The sequence below is a fragment of the Berryella intestinalis genome, assembly GCF_000814825.1.
In the GTDB taxonomy this organism is placed as follows: domain Bacteria; phylum Actinomycetota; class Coriobacteriia; order Coriobacteriales; family Eggerthellaceae; genus Berryella; species Berryella intestinalis.
The window spans coordinates 1,310,591-1,330,016 of sequence record NZ_CP009302.1; the positions used below are offsets into that span (position 1 = coordinate 1,310,591).

At 63.6% G+C, this 19,426-nt stretch carries 16 protein-coding genes; 5 read left to right on the forward strand and 11 right to left on the reverse strand.

Annotation, left to right across the window (positions count from 1 at the left end; translation table 11 throughout):
* Positions 1-2 precede the first annotated feature (2 nt).
* Complete coding sequence (locus tag JI75_RS05775; protein ID WP_022542938.1) at positions 3-281, reverse strand: hypothetical protein; 279 nt, start codon at positions 279-281, stop codon at positions 3-5.
* Complete coding sequence (locus tag JI75_RS05780) at positions 274-627, reverse strand: hypothetical protein (RefSeq protein ID WP_052241641.1); 354 nt, start codon at positions 625-627, stop codon at positions 274-276. The genes JI75_RS05775 and JI75_RS05780 overlap by 8 nt, the downstream gene beginning before the upstream one ends.
* Positions 628-1,002: 375 nt before the next feature.
* On the opposite strand from JI75_RS05780, the gene JI75_RS05785 reads away from it, so the two are divergent.
* From JI75_RS05785 to JI75_RS05805, 5 genes are all read left to right on the forward strand, one after another.
* Positions 1,003-1,590 carry a ParA family protein gene (locus JI75_RS05785; RefSeq protein WP_039689470.1) on the forward strand — a complete coding sequence of 196 codons (588 nt, stop codon included), beginning with the start codon at positions 1,003-1,005 and terminating at the stop codon, positions 1,588-1,590.
* A 41-nt stretch (positions 1,591-1,631) separates the two neighbouring features.
* Positions 1,632-1,880, forward strand: coding sequence for a ribbon-helix-helix protein, CopG family (locus JI75_RS05790; RefSeq protein ID WP_039689472.1), 249 nt, complete (start codon positions 1,632-1,634; stop codon positions 1,878-1,880).
* Positions 1,881-1,899: 19 nt separating this feature from the next.
* Positions 1,900-2,898 carry a DNA cytosine methyltransferase gene (locus JI75_RS05795; RefSeq protein WP_205911721.1) on the forward strand — a complete coding sequence of 333 codons (999 nt, stop codon included), beginning with the start codon at positions 1,900-1,902 and terminating at the stop codon, positions 2,896-2,898.
* Positions 2,899-2,912: 14 nt separating this feature from the next.
* Complete coding sequence (locus JI75_RS05800; protein ID WP_039689474.1) at positions 2,913-3,755, forward strand: Eco47II family restriction endonuclease; 843 nt, start codon at positions 2,913-2,915, stop codon at positions 3,753-3,755.
* Between the two features lie 96 nt (positions 3,756-3,851).
* Positions 3,852-5,495 carry a recombinase family protein gene (locus tag JI75_RS05805; protein WP_052241642.1) on the forward strand — a complete coding sequence of 548 codons (1,644 nt, stop codon included), beginning with the start codon at positions 3,852-3,854 and terminating at the stop codon, positions 5,493-5,495.
* Between the two features lie 46 nt (positions 5,496-5,541).
* Here the strand turns inward: JI75_RS05805 and rnr are convergent, their stop codons facing one another.
* The 9 genes from rnr to JI75_RS05850 form a co-directional block, all read right to left on the reverse strand.
* Positions 5,542-7,662 (reverse strand): ribonuclease R, encoded by a 2,121-nt coding sequence (gene rnr / locus JI75_RS05810; RefSeq protein ID WP_240993138.1) that lies wholly within the window; start codon positions 7,660-7,662, stop codon positions 5,542-5,544.
* A 2-nt stretch (positions 7,663-7,664) separates the two neighbouring features.
* Positions 7,665-8,945 carry a S41 family peptidase gene (locus tag JI75_RS09320; protein WP_039689476.1) on the reverse strand — a complete coding sequence of 427 codons (1,281 nt, stop codon included), beginning with the start codon at positions 8,943-8,945 and terminating at the stop codon, positions 7,665-7,667.
* Positions 8,946-8,981: 36 nt separating this feature from the next.
* Entirely contained in the window at positions 8,982-9,893 is a 912-nt protein-coding gene (ftsX, locus tag JI75_RS05820; protein ID WP_039689478.1) for a permease-like cell division protein FtsX, read from the reverse strand.
* Positions 9,886-10,722, reverse strand: coding sequence for a cell division ATP-binding protein FtsE (gene ftsE, locus JI75_RS05825; protein WP_039689480.1), 837 nt, complete (start codon positions 10,720-10,722; stop codon positions 9,886-9,888). The genes ftsX and ftsE overlap by 8 nt, the downstream gene beginning before the upstream one ends.
* A 60-nt stretch (positions 10,723-10,782) precedes the next feature.
* Complete coding sequence (locus tag JI75_RS05830; protein WP_039689482.1) at positions 10,783-11,751, reverse strand: transketolase family protein; 969 nt, start codon at positions 11,749-11,751, stop codon at positions 10,783-10,785.
* Positions 11,752-12,588: a transketolase gene (locus tag JI75_RS05835; protein WP_039689485.1), complete on the reverse strand. Its 837-nt coding sequence runs from the start codon at positions 12,586-12,588 to the stop codon at positions 11,752-11,754.
* A gap of 99 nt (positions 12,589-12,687) precedes the next feature.
* Positions 12,688-13,773 (reverse strand): peptide chain release factor 2, encoded by a 1,086-nt coding sequence (gene prfB / locus JI75_RS05840; protein ID WP_039689486.1) that lies wholly within the window; start codon positions 13,771-13,773, stop codon positions 12,688-12,690.
* Positions 13,774-13,836: 63 nt separating this feature from the next.
* On the reverse strand, positions 13,837-16,623 hold the full coding sequence (secA, locus tag JI75_RS05845) for a preprotein translocase subunit SecA (RefSeq protein ID WP_039689488.1): 2,787 nt from the start codon (positions 16,621-16,623) through the stop codon (positions 13,837-13,839).
* Positions 16,624-16,726: 103 nt separating this feature from the next.
* Positions 16,727-19,390, reverse strand: a complete 2,664-nt coding sequence (locus JI75_RS05850) for an AfsR/SARP family transcriptional regulator (protein WP_039689491.1) — start codon at positions 19,388-19,390, stop codon at positions 16,727-16,729.
* Positions 19,391-19,426: the final 36 nt, after the last annotated feature.

Genomic DNA, 19,426 nt, shown 5'->3' on the forward strand with positions numbered 1-19,426 from the left:
TCTCAATGGATTTCAGGTGCTGGCACGTAGTCCCAGCTGGTCCCGAAGTGCGTGATTCCCCACACGTACAGGTCAAGCTCCTCGTCGTGGAACACCGGCTCGTCGGTGTGCTCCATGAGGAACGACGGGTCCTGCACGATGTACCACTGGAAAATCTCCTCCCACGGTGCCCAGTCCCCGCTCACGGGTTCGAGCGGGCGGCTGGCAATCTCGTTCGCGAGCACCATCCCGCCGCACGTCTCGGCGAGGTCGGCGTAGGTCTTGATGCCGTAGTCACTCATCGCCCTCCTCCTCCGCTTCCCGCTCCTCGATTCGCTTGAGGTATTCCGCCACGCAGTAGCGCATGGTGCGCAGGGCCTCGCAGTCGATGCTCTCCGCGAGGATGTCCCCGTCGAGGACGACCTCGCCCAGAGCGTTCACGAACCGCCACTCCATCACGTTGTCGATGCGCTTGAGGACGTCCTTCAGGGTGCCGCTGTCGCGCATGGGGGTGTTCCCGTCGACCTTGGCCATGCGCTCAAGCTCCTTGGCCTTCGCCGAGCAGATGCGGGCGGTGCGCCTGAGCACCTGCGCCCTCCACATGGCCTCCTCCTGGGGGCTGCTGGGTTCAAGACGCTCCTTGTCCATCGTGTACCTCCTTATCTTCGTTTCAGAGGCACCCGACGCCGCAGGCGTCCTGCATGGGTGCAGTCCGCTCGCGGGCTACAAAGAGACCTTCAGAAGGGCTGTTGATGGGCGTACGTGCAAGGGGCGGAAAATCGGGGTTTTCGCCGTCCGCTCGTTTATGAGACGGATTCGGAAAACGCGCGAGACGGACGGAGCGAAGCGAGGGCGTGAAGCCCGTTTGGAGACCGGCAAAAGCCCAGATGAAGACCCGATAAAGCCCCTGCTCTGGTCTGCAAAAGGGCGTGCTCCGATAGCTACTGCATATTGACTTTTATTTACTCAGTAGCTATAATATAGATATTGAGTATATATTCTTGATAGGATGGAGGTGCTGATATGAAGACAATCGCAGTCGTTTGCGAGAAAGGCGGCACCGGTAAGTCGGTGATAGCCAACGAGCTTTACGAGAGCTATGTGCGACAGGGCGTGCCCGCGTCGCTCTACTCTCTGGACGGTCAGTATAAGGACGCGTCGTCTTCGAAGAAGGTCGAGGATGCCGAGGTTGCCATTGTCGATACGCCGGGCGTGCTGACGGACAATCTGAGCGACCTCGTTTCCGGTGCAGACGTCATCGTCATTCCCGTTCGACCGACGCCGAACGACATCGAGCCGTTCACGCGAACGGTCTCTATCGTGACGAAGAACACGAATGCCCCGCTGGTCATCGTGGTGAACGGGACGAACCGTTTTCGCATGTGCGCGTCGTTCATGGCGTGGCTTGAGAAGAAGTCATGGGCGAAAAACGTCGTCAAGGTTCCGCAGTCCGAGGCAATCGTGCAGGCGCAGGGCATGCAGAAATCCGTCGTGAGCGTGGACAGGCACGGTGCCGCCGCCGAGGCGGTCCGCACGATGTGCCGCAAGGTCAGCATTCTAGCGGGCCTGCCGTTCGAGAAGAAGCAGTTGAAAAGGATAGATACTCATTAGATACCTGTTAGATAATGAGTATCTATGCGAGGAGGTAGGATATGGCGAAGAAGCAAGATATGGCGGCATTGCTCGACAAGTTCGAAGCAGACGCCGCGAAGGAACACGATAAGAAGGAGGCCAAGGCGAGCGTTTCCGCCGATGCATCGGAGGAGCGCGCCACGTCGTTGGTCTCCATGACGAAAAGCGATAAGGAGCGCCTGACGGCGATTGCGAAGACTCACGGGTTGAGCCTGTCCGCGTTTTTCCGTCTGGCTGCCGACGAGTACATCGCGAACCATGAGTGGTAAAGGAGGCTTGAATAATTACATGAATAAGATAACGAATATCGAGCTTTTTGCAGGCGCTGGAGGACTCGCCCTTGGCCTTGAACAGGCAGGCATTGAGGGTGTTGAGTTTGTTGAGTTCAATCACGCCGCCTGTGATACATTGCGCAAAAACCGCCCGAATTGGAATGTTGTCGAGGGTGATGTACATGGAGTGGATTTCACGCAGTATCACGGTAAGGTTGACCTGGTAAGTGGAGGTGCTCCCTGTCAAGCGTTTTCGTATGCTGGTAAAAAACTAGGGTTCGGCGACACTCGCGGGACGTTGTTTGCCGAGTTTGCGCGTTGCGTTGAAGAGGTTTCGCCGAAGATGTTCCTGTTCGAGAACGTGCGGGGGCTTCTGAGCCACGACAAGGGCCGGACGTTCGATACCATCAAGCACACGTTCGAGGGGTTGGGATACGCCGTCCAGCACCGTGTCTTGAATGCCTGCTATTTTGGTGTCGGGCAGAAGCGCGAACGTCTCATCGTCATCGGCATCCGCAACGACCTGGCAGATAAAGCAGTGTTCGAATATCCCGAGCCCGACAAGGAGCAGACGACGCTTCGCGACGTGCTGCAGAACGTGCCGGACAGCCCTTATCAGCCGTATAGCGAGAAGAAGCGCAAGGTCATGGCGATGGTGCCTCCCGGCGGATGCTGGGTTGACCTGCCCGATGACGTGGCGCGGGAGTATATGGGCAAAAGTTATTTCTCCGGCGGAGGCCGCCGTGGGATGGCGCGTCGCATCGCTTGGGATGAGCCGTGTTTGACTTTGACCACCTCGCCGTCGCAGAAGCAGACGGAGCGCTGCCATCCCGACGAGACACGTCCGTTTACGGTGCGGGAGTATGCGCGCATCCAGAGCTTTCCCGACGACTGGCAGTTCGAGGGCGCTATCGGCGACCAGTATAAGCAGATAGGCAACGCCGTGCCCGTGGAGCTAGCGAGGCGTGTCGGGGTGGAGATTGTTCGGGCGTTGCGGAGTTGCAACGATAACTGAAAGGAGGAAGTGACGTGGATTGGGATATAGATTTCATCTCGTATGAGGATTTCAAGAAGCATGTGCGCAATACCATTGCTCATTACGGTGAGAAATTGGAACCGTATGATGTCGAAAAGTTTAATAGCAATATCATCGACCCAGTGAAGATGATTTTTGATAAGGCTGTTTATGGCGAAGATTGGCCAACCCTTATTTCGAATGAGATTTTCCGCCAGCGCGATAAGTCAAACACAAACGAAATCGGGTATTTTCATCAGCGCTTGTTTGAGTTTGTCAAGAATTGTCATGTACCGCTTAATGGACAGGAAGGCGGATGGGACGTTATTTACGATGTCCCTGACGGCTATGTGCTGGATGATGGAAACACCGTTCACAAAATCTATGTTGAGATGAAGAACAAGCACAATACGATGAACTCTGCCGCATCTGGCAAGACGTACATCAAGATGCAAAACCAGCTCTTGAATGATGATGATTGTGTTTGCTTCTTGGTGGAAGCAATAGCACGTCGTTCGCAAAACATCGTCTGGAAGACCACGGTTGACAAGCAGAAAGTGTCGCATAAACGCATAAGGCGCGTGAGTATTGATAAATTCTATGAGATTGTCACCGGGCAGGCCGATGCGTTTTTCAAGGTGTGTATGGCGTTGCCTCATGTTGTCGAAGAGGTGTTGTTAGAAAGCGACAACGAGGTTAAAACACCGCACGATACCGTATATCTCCAGATGCGAGAAACGGCCAAGGGCTTCAAGGGCGTTTCGGAAGATATGGCCATGATTCTGTCCATGTATATGCTCGGATTCAGCACATACAATGGTTTCGAAGCAATTATCAGAGAGTCCGACAATAAATGATTTAGAAGCCCGCCGTTCCATCTGGGCGGCGGGCTTATTTCCAAAGGAGTGAACCATGAAAACCTATAAGCAGAAATTACAGGGGGTGGTAAATCCATGGCACGCAAGAAGAAATTCGCGCCGAACGATAACAACCTCGCGATAGCGTACTATCGCTTCTCGTCCCACTCGCAGAACGATGCGAGCATCGACCAGCAGCGCGAGCTTGCCCACGAATGGGCGGATGCGCACGGCTTCAAAATCGTGCAGGAGTATGAGGACGCGGCAATATCCGGCACCACGGACGCACGACCGGGGTTCCAGCAGATGCTGTCGGAAGTCGCAAAAATCCGTCCCCATACCCTCATCATGTGGAAGACCGACCGCCTGGGACGCGACAAGTACGTTCTGGCGATGGCGAAGAAGAAAATCCGCGACGCGGGATGCGAGATTCACCTGTTGGCCGAGCACATCCCGACGGAGGGACCCGAAGGCGTCCTCATCGAGGGGCTGATGGAGGCCATGGCGGAGTATTACAGCCGCCAGCTGTCGCAGAACATCCAGCGCGGCATGGACTACAACGCGCAGCACGCCCTGTACAACGGCCACAAGCTGTTCGGCTACGACGTGGACAGGTCAACGAAGAAGTACATCCCGGACCCGAACACGGCGCCGTTCGTGCAGTGGGCGTTTACGGAATACGCGTCGGGCAAGCCGCTGAAGACCATTGCCGAGGAGATGAACGCGCAGGGCCTGCGCACGCCGAGGAACGCGAAGTTCAGCGTGAACATGCTGAACAAGATGCTCAAGAACCGCGCCTACATCGGCGAGTACCACCACGGCGACATCGTGGTCGCCGGCGGAATGCCCGTCCTTGTCGACGAGGCGACTTTCGATAGGGCGCAAAGGCGGTTCGCCGAGAACAAGCGCAAGGGTTCCCAGAGGGCGCACGGCATGGACGACGCCGACGCTCCGCGCTATTGGCTCACGGGCAAGCTCTATTGCGGTGAGTGCGGCAGCACCATGCAGGGCGTGTCCGGTACGAGCAAGACCGGGCGGAAGTATTACTACTACTATTGCTCCGCCCAGCGCAGGAAGGAGTGCCACCTGCACAAGGCCCGCAAGCGGGACTTGGAGGACATGGTGCTGTTCGCCCTGCACAACATCGTCGACGACGAGGAGAACGTGACGGCGCTCGCCCTGGATGCGGCGGAGTATTACGAGAAGAACCACAATGACACCGCGTACCTCGAAGCGCTGGAGGCGAAGCGCAGGGAAGTGGAAAAAAGCCTTGCGAACCTCGTGAAGGTCATCGAGAAGGGCGTGGTCAGCGATACGGTGACACAACGCCTCACGCAGCTCGAAGAGCAGAAGAGCGCCCTGAACGATGCCATAGGGACAGAAAACGTCCGCGTGTCGCTGTGCGAGGACAGGCACAGCATCCAGGCGTACTTCGACAAGTTCCTGCACGCCGACGTGAACGACCCGGAGATTCGAGACCAGGTCTTCGAGTATTTCGTGGACAAGGTCTACCTGTACGACGACAAGCTCGTCGTGAGCATGTGGTTCTCCGAGGACGACAAGCAGGAAATCACGTGGCGGGACTGGTTCTCGCTGGATGAGTATTGGACCGACGAATCCCCTTTTGTTAAAGGGGAAGCCGTCGAGTTCGACTGCTTCCCCCTCGGCTCCACCAACAATCGCAGCAGCCCCGAACGGGACCACCGTTCGGGGCTGCTTTCTTTTCATGCGCGAACATGATCTCGGGAGCAGGAAAGATACGGGGAGCGATGCGGGCCGATTGCGATCAACCGCGATCGAGCCCCTGCTGGTGCCGGAGCGCCCGGTCGATATCGCGTTGCCGGGGCTTCTTGCGCCCCTTGGGACGATCCTGCTCGACGGGGACCAGCTTGAACGTCAGCTTGCGGGTCTGCCGATCGGCCACCGTCAGCACCACGTCCACACGCTGTCCCAACCGGTACTTGACGGCGGTATCCTGCCCCGCGAGCACGTGCCGCACGGGATCGAGCGCGAAGTACTCCCGTCCCAGGGAATCGATCGGAACCAGCCCCTCGGCCGTATTGGGCAGGCGAACGAACAGCCCATAGGTGGCCACCCCGACTATGAGCGCCGAGAACCGCTTCCCCACCTGCGACTCCATAAGCTCGACCAGCTTCGCTTCCTGCGAATCGCGGGAGGCCCGCTCGGCAGTGCGCTCCATGCGCGACGAATGCTCGGCCAACCAGGGGATGTTCGACACCTCCTGGTCGAAGCGCTCGCCCCGACCGAACAGCAGCGCCTTCATCATGCGATGGACCACGAGGTCGGGATAGCGCCTAATCGGCGATGTGAAATGGGTATACGCCTCGCTTGCCAAACCGAAGTGCCCGTCGCAGGCCGGCGAGTACACCGCCCGCTTCATCGAGCGCAGAACAAGCGCGACGATCAGCTCGTGCTCGGGACGGCCGTCCGACAGCTCCAGCACGCGGGCGAGCGCGAACGGATCCCCTGCGAGCACCGGAGCCTCCAGCGAGGCGTCGAACCAGGGGAATTCCTGGAAGATGGGAAGCAATCCCTCCAGATCGTCGGCGGAGGGCTTCTCGTGAACCCGGTACATGCCGGGAAACGCATGCCCGCTGAGCAGGCGCGCCGCAGCCTCGTTCGCCATGATCATGGATTCCTCGACCATCTGGGTCGCCGCCGTTTTGCGGCGCAGGGACACATCGATCGGGCATCCCTCGTCGTCCAACACGACGCTCGCCTCGACCGTATCGAAATCGAGCCCTCCTCGCTCGGTCCTCAGCACGGCGCGCTGCTGCGCGATGCGGGAAAGCGCGGGGATGCAGACCCGCAGCCGGTCGAGGGTATCGCCGGATATGCCGGAGAAGCCGGCCACGTTCTCCCGGTCGCCGTCGATCAGGGTTTGCGCCTGGTCGTAGGTAAGACGCGCGCGCGATCGGATGAGCGCCGGGTACGCGTCGCTTGACACCACCCGGCCGCGCGCGTCGATGAACAGGTCGATGGTCATGCAGCGGCGGTCCTCGTCGGGGCGAAGGGAGCACAGATCGTTCGACAAGCGCTCGGGAAGCATGGGGATCACGCGATCGACCAGGTAAACGCTGGTGGCACGACGCCGTGCATCCAGATCGATCGAGCTCGCCCACGGCACATAGTGCGACACGTCCGCGATGTGGACCCCGACGCGCGCAACCGCCCCGCGCGGGACGGCCGAATGAGAACCGTCAACGACCTCGAAGGACAGCGCATCGTCGAAATCCCGGGCGTCGGCCGGATCGACCGTGAACACGAAGCGGGAACGCAGATCGCGGTACCCGTCGGCCAGGGCGCTATCCTCCCCCAGCTCGGCTTGGGAGGCTTGCGCAAGCGACGCTTCCGAGAACTCCGTCTCCAGCTTGTGCGAGGCGACGATGAGGTCGATCATCACGCGCTCGTCGTCGTCGAAACCCAGAACCTGCTCCACCACGCCGGTCGCCGCCGAATGGCGGGTCGGCCACGACGTGATGCGCACGCTGACCACCGCACCGTCGGGAACATGGGCGGATTCGCTCCTCAGCGTGAAGATGTCGTAGGGGATGCGGCGGTCTTCCGGCACGACCACGCCGAACGGCTCGGCCACCTCGTAGCGCCCGACCAAGATGTCGTGAACCCGCTCGACCACGCTCACGATGCGCGCCGCGCGCTTTCGGGAACCCGTCTCCCGATGGGCGAAGCGGCCGCGCGTCGCCTCTGCGGGCAGCGGCGAGATCTCGACGAGGTCCCCGTCGAACGCACCGCGCATCCGCGACTCGGGGATGAAGAACTCCCCCTCCGCCGTGGAAACGAACCCGTAGCCCTCAGGGCGCACGGACAGCCGTCCGCGCGGATTGCTGCGGGGCTTGCGGCGGGTGCTGGGTTTCTTGCGTGCCACGGCTAGTCGTTCACCGACGAGTTGGCCGAATCGATGGCGAACGACAGCTGACGGTCGCCCGAATCGTCGTTGACGACGGTGACGTCGGGAGACACGCCCAGCCCGTCCAGCTTGGCCCCGCGGGGGCTGAGGTAGTACGCGGCGGTGTAGCGCAGCGCCCCTCCGAAGGAGAGCTCGCGCGTGACCTGCACCGACCCCTTCCCCATCGTCGTCTCTCCGACAACGGTCGCCCGATCGGACTCTTGGAGGGCCATCGCCACCACTTCGGCGGCCGACGAGGTGTTCTTGTTCACTAGAACCACGAGCGGCGCCGACGTCGCCACGTTGCTGGACGTCGACTTGGAGATGACCGCGGAGTTGGTTTGGACCTGGACCACGGCGCCCATGTCGCTGAACAGGCTGACGAGCCCGACCGCCTGGTTGAGGTACCCGCCGGGATTGTTGCGCAGGTCGAGGACGAACGCGCGGGCCCCGTCGCTTTGCAGATCGCTGAGAGCCTCCTGCACAAGCGACGTCGAATTGGCTGTGATCTGGGAGACCTTGATGTAGCCGACCTTGTCTTCCAGGTTGGTGGAGATGTTCGGCTCGGCCTTGTCCGAACAGACGAGCGTCGTGGTGAACTCCTCCCCGCCCTCGGCGCCGAACGATTCGGGGCGCCTCCAGGTGAGGACCACCGACGATCCGACGTCTTTGTTCAGAGCCGCCGTAACCTCGGCGCGCGACCACGCCTGGCTGCGATCTCCGTCGACCGCGACGACGAAGTCCCCCTCGATAACGCCTTCGAGCTGGGCGGACGATCCCTCGAACACATCGACGGCGTACGCCTTGCCGTTATACTCGGAGAACAGGACCCCGACGCCCGAGTAGTTCGACGCGTCGGAGTTGGAAAGCGCCTGGAAGCGCTCGGGGCTGTAATAGCGCAGGTAGCGGTCGCGCGTGGATGTCGCGAACGCGTCAAGCGAGGCCGTGGTCGCGGCATCGAGGTCGTATGAGTCGAGGCTCTCCTCTGCAAGCACGGTCTCGACCTCGGACACGCGCGTGGCAAGCCCTCCCAGGTACTCGCCGCCCTTCTTGGACGACGACGAAACGTGCTCGGTACCGGTCACCGAAGAGGGAAATCCCAGCGAGGCGAGAAGCGCGGTGTTGCCGCGCAGGGAGAAGCCCGCGACGAACACGAGCGCCACGACGACGACGCAGGCGAACGCCTTCGCTAAACGAATGTTGCGCGCACGCTCCTTTCGCATGCGCGCAACAACGCGGTTCTGGTTTTTGTCCTGCCTCATAGCATTCGCCGATCCGAAAAGTCCTACACCTAAGTACTACACCTTCAAGTAGCGGCGCATCGCGAGCGCAGACCCGATAAGGCCGATGATGAGACCCGCGACGACCAGGCCGAGATACACGAACAGGTACGTGGTCATAGACACGTCGATGGACAGGAACGTCAGCGCGGACTGCAGGCGGGGAATCAGCAGCTGGCGGATGAGCTCGATGGAGCCGACGGCCAGAAGCGAGCCGATGACCGCATGCAGCGCGCCTTCCATCAGGAAGGGCCCGCGGATGAACCCGTTGGACGCGCCCACGAGGCGCATGATGGCGATCTCCTTGCGGCGGGCCAGGATGGCCAGGCGGATGGTGTTGTTGATGAACACCAGCGCGATGAAGATCAGCAGGGCGATGAGCGCGACGCCGACGTAGCGGATATAGTTGGTGACCGAGAACAGGCGCTCGACCGTCTTCTGCCCGTAGTTGATGGACTTCGCGGGATCCGACGGATTATCGCAGATCGCCTTGAAGGTCGAGTTCGATTCGATCTGCTTGGCGACCGATTCGACCGACTGGGGGTCGGACAGTTCGACGTTGATGGAGGCGGGAAGCGGGTTCTCGTCGCCCAGCTGCTCGGCGATGTTGGAGCCCGAATTCATCTGCTTGAAGTTCTCGAGCGCCTGGTCCTTCGTCGTGAAGGAGACCGAAGCGACGCCGCTCAGGCCCTTGATGTAGCTCTGCAGGGACTGGATGTCGCTCGTGGAGGCCTCGTCGGCAACGTAAACGGTGACCGAGACCTCTTTCTCGACCGAGCTGACGATGCGGTCGACCATGGCGCCGCCCACCAGAAACACGCCGATGATGAGCAGCGACAGGAAGATGGTGATGATGGAGCCGAGGGTGGTGGAAAGGTTGCGGGTGAACCCGCGCAGCGATTCCTTGAAGAAGTAGACGAAACTAGACATTGAAGCCGTACACCCCCCTGTCCTGGTCGCGCGTGAGGTGCCCGCGATCGAGCGCGATGACGCGACGGCGCATGTTGTCGACCATCTCGCGATCGTGCGTGGCCACCAGGACCGTCGTGCCGGTGCGGTTGATTCGCTCGAGCAGGTCCATGATGCCGCGCGAGGTCTGCGGATCCAGGTTGCCGGTAGGCTCGTCGCAGATCAGCAGGGGCGGCCGGTTCACGATTGCGCGCGCGATGGAGACGCGCTGCTGTTCGCCGCCCGACAGCTGGTCGGGCATCTTGTTCAGCTTGTCCTGCAGGCCGACGAGGCGCAGAACCTCGGGGACCTGGGTTTTGATGACGTGGCGGCTCTTCCCGATAACCTCGAGGGCGAACGACACGTTCTCGAACACCGTCTTGTTGGGAAGCAGCTTGAAGTCCTGGAACACGCAGCCGATGTTGCGGCGCAGATACGGCACGCGCCAGTTGCGCATGCTGCCCAGATCCTCGTCGGCGATGATGATGCGGCCCGATGTGGGCTTGAGCTCGCGGATGAGCGAGCGGATCATCGTGGTCTTGCCCGAGCCGGAATGGCCCACCAGAAAGACGAACTCGCCTGCGTAGATCTGAAGGGAGATATCATCGAGCGCGGGGCGGTTCGGCTGCGCTGCGTAGACCTTGGTCACGTGGTCGAACGTGATGACGGGGGTTCCCGTCTGCTGAGGGATGTCCTCAACTTCCAGAACAGGAAGCGACGCTGAAAGCTGCGAAGTCACCTGCCTGGATGCGGCTGCCGCATGGCGTCCGGCATGGCGCCCCGCAGCCCCCTGGCTGGTTGTTTCTGTCACAGAATGCTCCGTTCGATTGATGATGTACTGGGACGATCGATTATTATACCCGACGTCGTATTACGCCATCAGGCTCTTCACAGCTTCGACAATCGCGGCCGCGTCGAGACCGAAGTACCCGAGGAGCTCTTCGAACTCGCCCGATTTGCCGAACACGTCGCGCATCCCGACGAAGCGCATGGGCACGGGCCGGGTCTGAGCAAGGGCCTCGGCCACCGCCGAAGCCAGCCCGCCGTAGATGCTGTGCTCTTCGGCGACCACCACGCGGCCCGTCTTCGCGGCCGATGCGGCGATCGTGTCGACATCGAGGGGCTTGATGGAGAACGCATCGATCACTTCGATGGAAACGCCCTGGTCGGCCAGGATATCGGCAGCTTTCAGGGCCTGCTCGACCTCGACGCCGCACGCCACGATGGTCGCGTCGGTCCCTTCGCGCAGAACGTAGGCTCGGCCCATCTCCAGCTCGACGCCCTCGGCGTAGACGGAGGGAACCGAGGCGCGGCCCATGCGCACGTACACCGGACCGGGGGTTGCCGCGGCGATCTTGAGGGCGCTGCGGGCGGCCGCGTAATCGGCGGGAACCAGCACGCGCATATTGGGAAGGCCGCGCATCAGCGAGACGTCCTCGAGCATCTGATGGCTTCCGCCGTCGGGGCCCACGGACACGCCCGCATGGGTCGGGGCGATCTTGACGTCGAGGTTGCTGTAACACACCGTGTTTCTGATCTGGTCGTACACGCGTCCCGTGCCGAAGACGGCGAACGAGCCGGTAAAGGCGACCTTTCCCGTGAGCGCCAGGCCGGCGGCCACGTCGATCATGTTCTGCTCGGCGATGCCGGTGTTGAACAGACGGCGCTCGTACTCGGGCTTGGCGTCGGCGAACTTCTTGGTGGTGGTCGATCCGGACAGGTCGGCGTCAACCGCGACCACGGGGACCCCGCTGTCGGCGAGCTCGGCCAGCGTCGCGCCGAACGCCGCGCGCGTGGCTTTTTTCACCTGGGATTCTTCGGAATTTGCAAGTTTCACCATTTAAGCCTCCGTCGGGTCCGTTGCGTCCAGTTCGGCCAGGGCCGCGGCGAGCTGCTCGGCGTTGGGGGCCTTGCCGTGCCAGCCGGCCTGGTTCTCCATGAACGAGACGCCCTTGCCCTTCACCGTATGGGCCACGATCGCGGTGGGTTTGCCGGATCGATCGGCCTTGGCCGAGGCGAGCGCGGCCATCACGGCTTCGATGTCGTGGCCGTCCACCTCCACCGCGTTCCATCCGAACGCGGAGAACTTGAGCGCCACGTCGCCCGGGTCGCACACGTCTTCGGTGGCCCCGTCGATCTGAAGACCGTTGCGGTCGACTACGGCCACAAGGTTGTCGAGCCCTCGATGGGCGGAAAACATCGCCGCCTCCCAGACCTGGCCCTCCTGGCACTCACCGTCTCCCAGAAGCGTGAACACCGTCGCGTCGGAGCCGTCGAGCACAAGCCCGGCCGCCATGCCCGCGGCGATGGAAAGCCCCTGTCCCAGAGAGCCAGTGGACACCTCGATGCCGGGAAGGAGCCGGCAATCCGGATGGCCCTGCAGGCGCGTGCCCAGCTTGCGCAGGGTGAGCAGCTCTTCTACGGGGAAGTACCCCGCATGAGCGAGCGCCGCGTACAGCGCGGGCGCGGCATGCCCCTTGGACAAGATGAACCGGTCGCGCGATTCGAGTCGGGGATTGCGGGGATCGTGGTTCAGAATCCCGCCGAAGTACAGCGCGGACAGGATATCGGTGCAGGACAGGGATCCGCCCGGATGCCCGCTGCCCGCCTCGGCGACGCTGCGCAGGATGCTGATGCGCATCTGCCTCGAAGCTTCCTGAAGCTGGTTAAGATCCATTGACAACCTTTCGACTCTGCTGCTGGACGAACAAAGAGCATTGTACAACCGCGGGCCCCCGCAGGCGCGCAGGATGGGCCCGTTTGGACGCTGGCGCGGCTACTGGGAGACGCGCCACTTGTGGTACCCGATCACGAGCTGGTCGATCTCGCCGCCCAAAACGGCGTCGACGTTGCCCGTCTCCACCCCGCTGCGCAGATCCTTCACAAGCTGGTAGGGGTACAGGACGTAGTTGCGGATCTGGCTGCCGAACGAGATCTCCTTGCGCTCGCCGCGCAGCTCGTCGATCTGCTCGGCGCGCTTGGCCTCCTCGAGCTCGAACAGGCGCGCCTTGAGGACCCGAAACGCCGCCTCCTTGTTCTGGAGCTGGCTTTTCTGGTTCTGGCACGTGACCACGATCCCCGTGGGGATATGGGTGAGGCGCACCGCCGAGTCGGTGGTGTTGACGCACTGGCCCCCCGGACCGCTGGAGCGGTACACGTCGACGCGCACGTCGGCGGGGTTGAGGTCGACCTCGATGTCGTCGGGAAGGACCGGAAGCACCTCCACACTGGCAAACGTCGTGTGGCGGCGCTCCTTCTCGTCGGTGGGAGAGATGCGCACGAGCCGATGGACGCCGACCTCGCTGGAAAGCATGCCGTAGGCGTTGCGGCCCTCGATCTGGATGGTCGCCCGATCGAGCCCCATGACCTCGGCGGGAACCGCGTCGAGCACCGTCGCCTTCCAGCCCTTGGAACCCGCGTAGCGCGTGTACATCTGGAACAGCATCTCGCACCAGTCGTTGGCTTCGAGCCCCCCTTGCCCGGGGTTGATGGTAAGGATGGCGTCGCCCTCGTCGAAGCGGCCCGAGAACCATGACGACAGCTCGAGGGCGTCGAGCATGTCGTCGAGCGAAGCGGCCGCGATCCGCGCCTCTTCGGAAAACGCCTCGTCTTCGGAGGACAACTCGAAGGCCGCGCGGGCGTCGTCGAGCGCCCCGCACGCCGCGGCGTACTCCTTCAGCGTGTCGCGCAGGTTGCCCGCCTGCTTGGATATGCGCTGGGCTCGGGGGACGTCGTCCCAGAACCCCGGGCGCGCCGTCTCCTCGTCGAGCCGCGCGAGCTCGGCGCTCTTCTCTTCGATATGCAGGTACGAGTGCGCGTCGGAAACGCGCTCGGCAAGCCTCGCAAGCAGCCTCTCGTCCACTTCTTCAACTGCACCCACGTGCTGAAAACCGCCTTAACCTGGTTCGTCTGGGGAAAGCCCGGGTTAGTCCCGGTTCTTCCCATGGCACTTCTTGAACTTGAGCCCCGATCCGCACGGGCAGGGATCGTTCCTGCCCACGTTGGCGAAGGGATCGTCTTTGTCCTTCTGGTACGTGGTGACCTTGCGGGCCGCCTGCGGCGACGTCGCCGACGTCGGGCGGGGCTGGGGCTGGGCGCTGCGGCCCTCGAGCGCGGCCTCGGGCGACGAGTAGGTGACCCGTCCCGAAAGGGGGCTCGCGTTTTCGGGGAGCACCTCGGGGACGCTGCGCTCCGCGACCTGGAGGCGCAGAAGCGTGCGCAGGTAGTCCTCGTACATGCCGGCCGTCAGGCTCTGGAAGGCCCGGTACGCTTCCTCGCGGTACTCGGTGAGCGGATCGCGCTGGCCCATCGCCCGCAGGCCGATGCCGGTGCGCAGGTAGTCCATATCGTGCAGATGCGCCATCCAGCGGTTGTCCATGATGCGCAGCATGATCTGGGTCTCGAGGGTCTTCATGACCTCCTCGCCCACCAGCTCGGACTTCCTGCGGTGGATCTCCCCCAGATGCTCGGAGAGCTTCTCGGAAAGCACGGAGGCATCGTCGTCGCAGTCGATGTCGGCCGCCGAGTAACCGGTCTCGCCGGTCATCGACGTCAACCAGACGTCGAGCCCGTGCAGATCCCAGTCGTCGCTGGGGGCCCGGTCGGGACACAGATCCTGGACCTGGGCATCGACCACATCCGCGATGATCTCCGGAATGCGGTCGGTCATCTGCTTGCCGTCGAGTATGGCGTTGCGCTCTTCGTAGATGGCCGTGCGCTGGAGGTTCATGACGTCGTCGTACTCGAGCACGTTCTTGCGTGCGGCGAAGTGCATCGTCTCGACCTGGCGCTGCGCGTTCTCGATGGCCTTCGACACCAGGCCGGCCTGGATGGGCTCGTCATCGGGCATCTGGGTGCGCTGCATCATGGCGGAGATGCGGTCCATGCGGTCCCCGCCGAACTTGCGCAGCAGGTCGTCTTCGAGCGAGAGGTAGAACTGGGTCTCGCCGGGATCTCCCTGGCGCCCCGCGCGGCCGCGCAGCTGGTTGTCGATACGGCGCGACTCGTGGCGCTCGGTGCCGATGACGAGCAGGCCGCCCGCCGCCAAAACGCGCTGGGCCTCGTCGGCGCACGTCGCCTTCGCCTCCGAGAGCGCCTCTTCGCGCTCCCGGGCGGTAGCGGGGCGCAGATCCCCTTCGCCGACCTCGGCGTCTTCGGGAAGCGCGGGGTCGAGCCCGCGCGCACGCAGGGCGTCGTCGGCCAGCACCTCGGCGTTGCCGCCCAGAAGGATGTCGGTTCCGCGGCCCGCCATGTTCGTCGCGATGGTGACCGCCCCGACGCGGCCCGCCTGGGCCACGATATGGGCCTCGCGCTCGTGGTTCTTCGCGTTGAGGGTCTCGTGCGCGATGCCGCGCTTGTCCAGAAGCCGCGAAAGGCGCTCGGAGCTCTCGATGGACACGGTGCCCACCAAAACCGGCTGGCCTTGGGCGTTGCGCTGGGCGATGGTGTCGGCGACCGCGTTGAACTTCGCGTCGACCGTGCGGTAGATCTGGTCGTTCTGGTCGATGCGGCGGGTCTCGCGATTCGGCGGGATGGCCATCACCGGCAGCTTGTAGATCTCGCGGAACTCGCTGTCCTCGGTCATGGCCGTGCCGGTCATGCCCGAAAGCTTCCCGTACAGGCGGAAGTAGTTCTGCAGCGTGATGGTCGCGAGGGTCTGGTTCTCCTCGCGCACCCGAACGTGCTCTTTGGCCTCGAGCGCCTGGTGAAGGCCCTCGGAATAGCGGCGGCCCTCCATGATGCGCCCGGTGAACTCGTCGACGATCTTCACCTCGCCCTCGCGCGTGACGACGTAGTCGACATCGCGCTTGAACAGGAACTGGGCTTTCAGCGCCTGCTGAAGATGGTTCGCCAGCTGGCCGGAGGGGTCGGAGTAGATGTCGTCGATCCCCAGCATGCCCTCGATGCGCTCGAGGCCCGTCTCGGTCGCGTTGATGGTGCGCTTGGCCTCGTCCATCTCGAAATCGACGTCGACCTGCAGGCCGGGCATGACGCGGGCGAAGCGGTTGTAGGTCTCGGCCGCCTCGGTCCCGGCGCCCGAGATGATAAGCGGCGTGCGCGCCTCGTCGATGAGGATGGAGTCCACCTCGTCGACGATGGCGAAATGGTGCCCCCGCTGCACGCGGCCCTCGGCCCGCGTGACCATGTTGTCGCGCAGGTAGTCGAAGCCGAACTCGGAGTTGGTGCCGTACGTGATGTCGGCAAGGTAGGCCGGGCGCTTCAGCTCGGGGCGCATGCCGTTTTGGATGAGCCCGACGTTCATGCCGAGGAACCGGTAGACACGGCCCATCCACTCGCTGTCGCGACGCGCCAGGTAGTCGTTGACCGTCACGATATGGACGTTCTGGCCGGAAAGCGCGTTGAGGTAGCCGGCGAGGGTGGATACGAGCGTTTTGCCCTCGCCGGTGCGCATCTCGGCGATCTGCCCGGCGTTCAAGGCCATGCCGCCGATGAGCTGCACGTCGAAATGACGCAGGCCCAGCGTGCGCACGCTGGCTTCGCGCACGGCGGCGAACGCCTCGACCATCAGGTCGTCGACGGACTCGCCGTTCGAGACGCGCTCGCGGAAAGCCGCCGTGAGCGCGCGCAGCTCGTCATCGCCGAGCGCCTGCATCGAGGGCTCGAGATCGTTTACTTTTGAAGCGAGAGCCTGGAAGTTCTTAAGCTGACGCCCCTCGCCCAAGGTGAGGAGCCTGGAGAGAAAACCTGCCATTGAAACACTGCCCTTTCGGGTTCGGACGTTATTCCCGACCACCTTAACATACCGAAGCCCAAGGCGGCGGCGCGGGCGACACTCCTAACGCACACTCCTGTTTTCAGCGCTCCTCGGCCGCGCGCTGCGACGCCGCGTCGATGAGGGAGCGGTAGAGCCCTTCGAGCTCGAGCGACGGGTCGATCCCCAGCTCCTCTGAGAGAACCTTGCGGCAGCGAAGGTAGCTTGTGAGCGCCGAGGTTCGCTGGCCGGCGGAGATCTGGGCCTTTATCAAAGCCAGATAGGCGTCCTCCCTCGTCCGGTCGCGCCTCAGCGCCAACCGAGCGAACCACAGCCCCTGCTGCGGCGCCCCCGATGCGACGAGGCGGCCCGACGCCACCACCAGCGCGTCGACCATCCGAGCCCGGCACTCGGCGCGGGCCGCCCCGACGACCTCGTTTTCCAGTTCGGCAGCCATGAGGTCGTCGCCGAACTCCCCTTCCACCTGGTTGTATATCTCGGACCACCGCGCCAGGTCGAAATCCCCGAACAGCAGCTCCCGGCAGAGCTGGTTGAACCTCGCCACGTCGGCCGCCAGCAACCGCCGATCGATCCCGCACGAGCGCTGGTGGCGCACCAGGTACGGGCACGTCCTGTCCTCCAGCGTCAAAGCCCCCTTGAGCTGGGACCACACCGTGTAGAAATTCTTGCGCGCCGTGTCGATGTCGCTGCCCGGCCACAGCGACTCCACGACGAAGTCGCGGGAAAGCTCGCGCCCGGAATTCAGGACCAGCATCGCGAGCAGCACCTTCGCCTTGTGGCGGACGTTTGCCAAGACATCGCGGTCATCCGTCCCGATGCGCGCTTCGACCTTGCCGAACAGCCTCACCCGCAGTATCGGGGCCGACGGGCCGGCATCGAGGTCGCGGGCGGGAACCGCCAGGTAGGCGTCGGGGTGGGTGGCCGCCTTTCCGGCTCGCTCGATCGAGCGGCGCGCCAGCCCCGCCCGGTACTCCTTCCTCTGCGCATGCAGCGCTATCTCAGCCTCGCGCAGCTCCATCATCAGATCGGCCGCCAGGGGCTCGGACTCGCGGAAAAGCCCCTTCGCGCGGGCGCGCTCGAGGCCCAGTCCCGCAGCCGTCCGATAAAGCGAGCGGGGCTGCTCGGATTCGACCAGCATGCCCCTCACCAGATCGCATACGCGCTCGAGGCCCGACCCGGCGCACAGCACCGATCCCGAACGGCGAGCCGCCTCGTCGAGCAGGACCCGCGCGAGAAGGCAGACCGCCTCCGACGGCGCATGCGCCCGCGCGAGGAGCAGGCACGCCTCGGCGCCCGCCTCGACTCCCCGGCTCCAGGCGCAGCAGGCGATCGCCAGCGGCAGCCACGAGCGCTGCGACCCATCGAGACGGGCGAGCCGCCCCGCGCACTCGACGGGGTCGAGGGGGCGATCCCGTCGGGCTCCCGAACGCGCAGCCCCCTCGGGCGAGCCCGGCCCCATCTCGGAAGCGACCATCGACTCGAGGACGTCGCGCGCACGGGCCGCCATCGTCTTCGAGGCGCGCATGACCAGGATGATCAGGCACACCGTCCGCTCGCGCTTGCCCGCAGACGCATCGAACGCCGCTCGCTTGGCCAGCCGAACCGCGCCCTCGCCGTCCCCCAGGGCGAACAATCGCTCGGCTCGGCACGCGTCGATCGTCGCACGCGCCTTCGGTCCTCGCGGGCGCATCCGCTCGAGCAGCTCCAACCCGGCGACCAGCTCGCCGGTGCGCACGATGGCCCCGTCGTTTTCCGCGAACCATGCGCATATCCGCTCGTCGGACCCCGACAGGGCGATCACCTCGCACGCGCGCGACGCGGCCCCTTGCGCCAAAAGCCCGTTCGCCCAGTACCGGACGAGCCCGACCCGGTTCCCGAAGGGAGAGTGCGACCCGAGCGCATCGAGCTGGGCGCGAAACGCCGCCGCTATCCGCTCGACGGGCAGCTCGACGCAGGAGAACCGTCCGGCTCCGACGTCGATGCCCGTGAAGGGGTATTCGAGCGCAATGCGCCCGACGATCTCGGATTCGGCCGCGCACGCCCCTTCGAGATCCGACACCGAGCCCCGAACCATGACGAGGGCCGTGAGGATCGCGAGCGTGCAGTCGAGGGGGCGCCGTTCGCGCGCGATGCCGGCGAGGAAGGTCCGGGGCGCCTCGCCGTCTGCCGACCACACGAGGGAGGCGACGCGCTGGGCGGGAAGGATGGCGCTGCTCGGGCGCTTCGACCGCTCCTCGGCGCTGCGGGACGCGTCGATCTCGGCATCCGACAAAAGCAGCTCGGACGCCGACAGCTTCAGGCGGTCCCTTTGCAGGTGGCCGAGGATGTCGGCTGCGGGACAACAGGTGACCAGCACTTCGACCCCGCGATCGAGCAGGGCGTCGAAGCAGCTCGAAAGCAGTTCGGCGCGCTCGGGGGACAGCTCCGGCGCATCGTCGATCACCACGAGGGCCGCCTCGGGATCGGCCCCGCACACCAGCTCGAACAGGCCGCCCGAATCCAGGTCGCGCAAAAAGCACGGGCTCGCCCCGTTGATCCAGATCACATGTTTGAACTCGAACATGGTTTCGGCGTATTCGAGCGCGAGGTCGGTTTTCCCGAAACTGTCGGGAGCCACCAGGAAGCGCACGACGCGCCGCTCCTTGAGCAACAGCGCGATCAGGTCGGGTCGGCTGCGATAGCGTCTTCCCGCAAGCGAAGCCGGACGAGAGCCGCGGCACGCCGACTGAGAGATGAAACCCCTCATGATATGTCCCCTCCGTTAAGAGAGGCCGAAAACCAA

Bases quoted from the DNA above. Each gene is read 5' to 3' on its own strand.
- JI75_RS05775 (WP_022542938.1), bottom strand. From the start codon at position 281: ATGAGTGACTACGGCATCAAGACCTACGCCGACCTCGCCGAGACGTGC.
- JI75_RS05780 (WP_052241641.1), bottom strand. From the start codon at position 627: ATGGACAAGGAGCGTCTTGAACCCAGCAGCCCCCAGGAGGAGGCCATG.
- JI75_RS05785 (WP_039689470.1), top strand. From the start codon at position 1,003: ATGAAGACAATCGCAGTCGTTTGCGAGAAAGGCGGCACCGGTAAGTCG.
- JI75_RS05790 (WP_039689472.1), top strand. From the start codon at position 1,632: ATGGCGAAGAAGCAAGATATGGCGGCATTGCTCGACAAGTTCGAAGCA.
- JI75_RS05795 (WP_205911721.1), top strand. From the start codon at position 1,900: ATGAATAAGATAACGAATATCGAGCTTTTTGCAGGCGCTGGAGGACTC.
- JI75_RS05805 (WP_052241642.1), top strand. From the start codon at position 3,852: ATGGCACGCAAGAAGAAATTCGCGCCGAACGATAACAACCTCGCGATA.
- JI75_RS09320 (WP_039689476.1), bottom strand. From the start codon at position 8,945: ATGAGGCAGGACAAAAACCAGAACCGCGTTGTTGCGCGCATGCGAAAG.
- ftsX (WP_039689478.1), bottom strand. From the start codon at position 9,893: ATGTCTAGTTTCGTCTACTTCTTCAAGGAATCGCTGCGCGGGTTCACC.
- JI75_RS05830 (WP_039689482.1), bottom strand. From the start codon at position 11,751: ATGGTGAAACTTGCAAATTCCGAAGAATCCCAGGTGAAAAAAGCCACG.
- JI75_RS05835 (WP_039689485.1), bottom strand. From the start codon at position 12,588: ATGGATCTTAACCAGCTTCAGGAAGCTTCGAGGCAGATGCGCATCAGC.
- secA (WP_039689488.1), bottom strand. From the start codon at position 16,623: ATGGCAGGTTTTCTCTCCAGGCTCCTCACCTTGGGCGAGGGGCGTCAG.
- JI75_RS05850 (WP_039689491.1), bottom strand. From the start codon at position 19,390: ATGAGGGGTTTCATCTCTCAGTCGGCGTGCCGCGGCTCTCGTCCGGCT.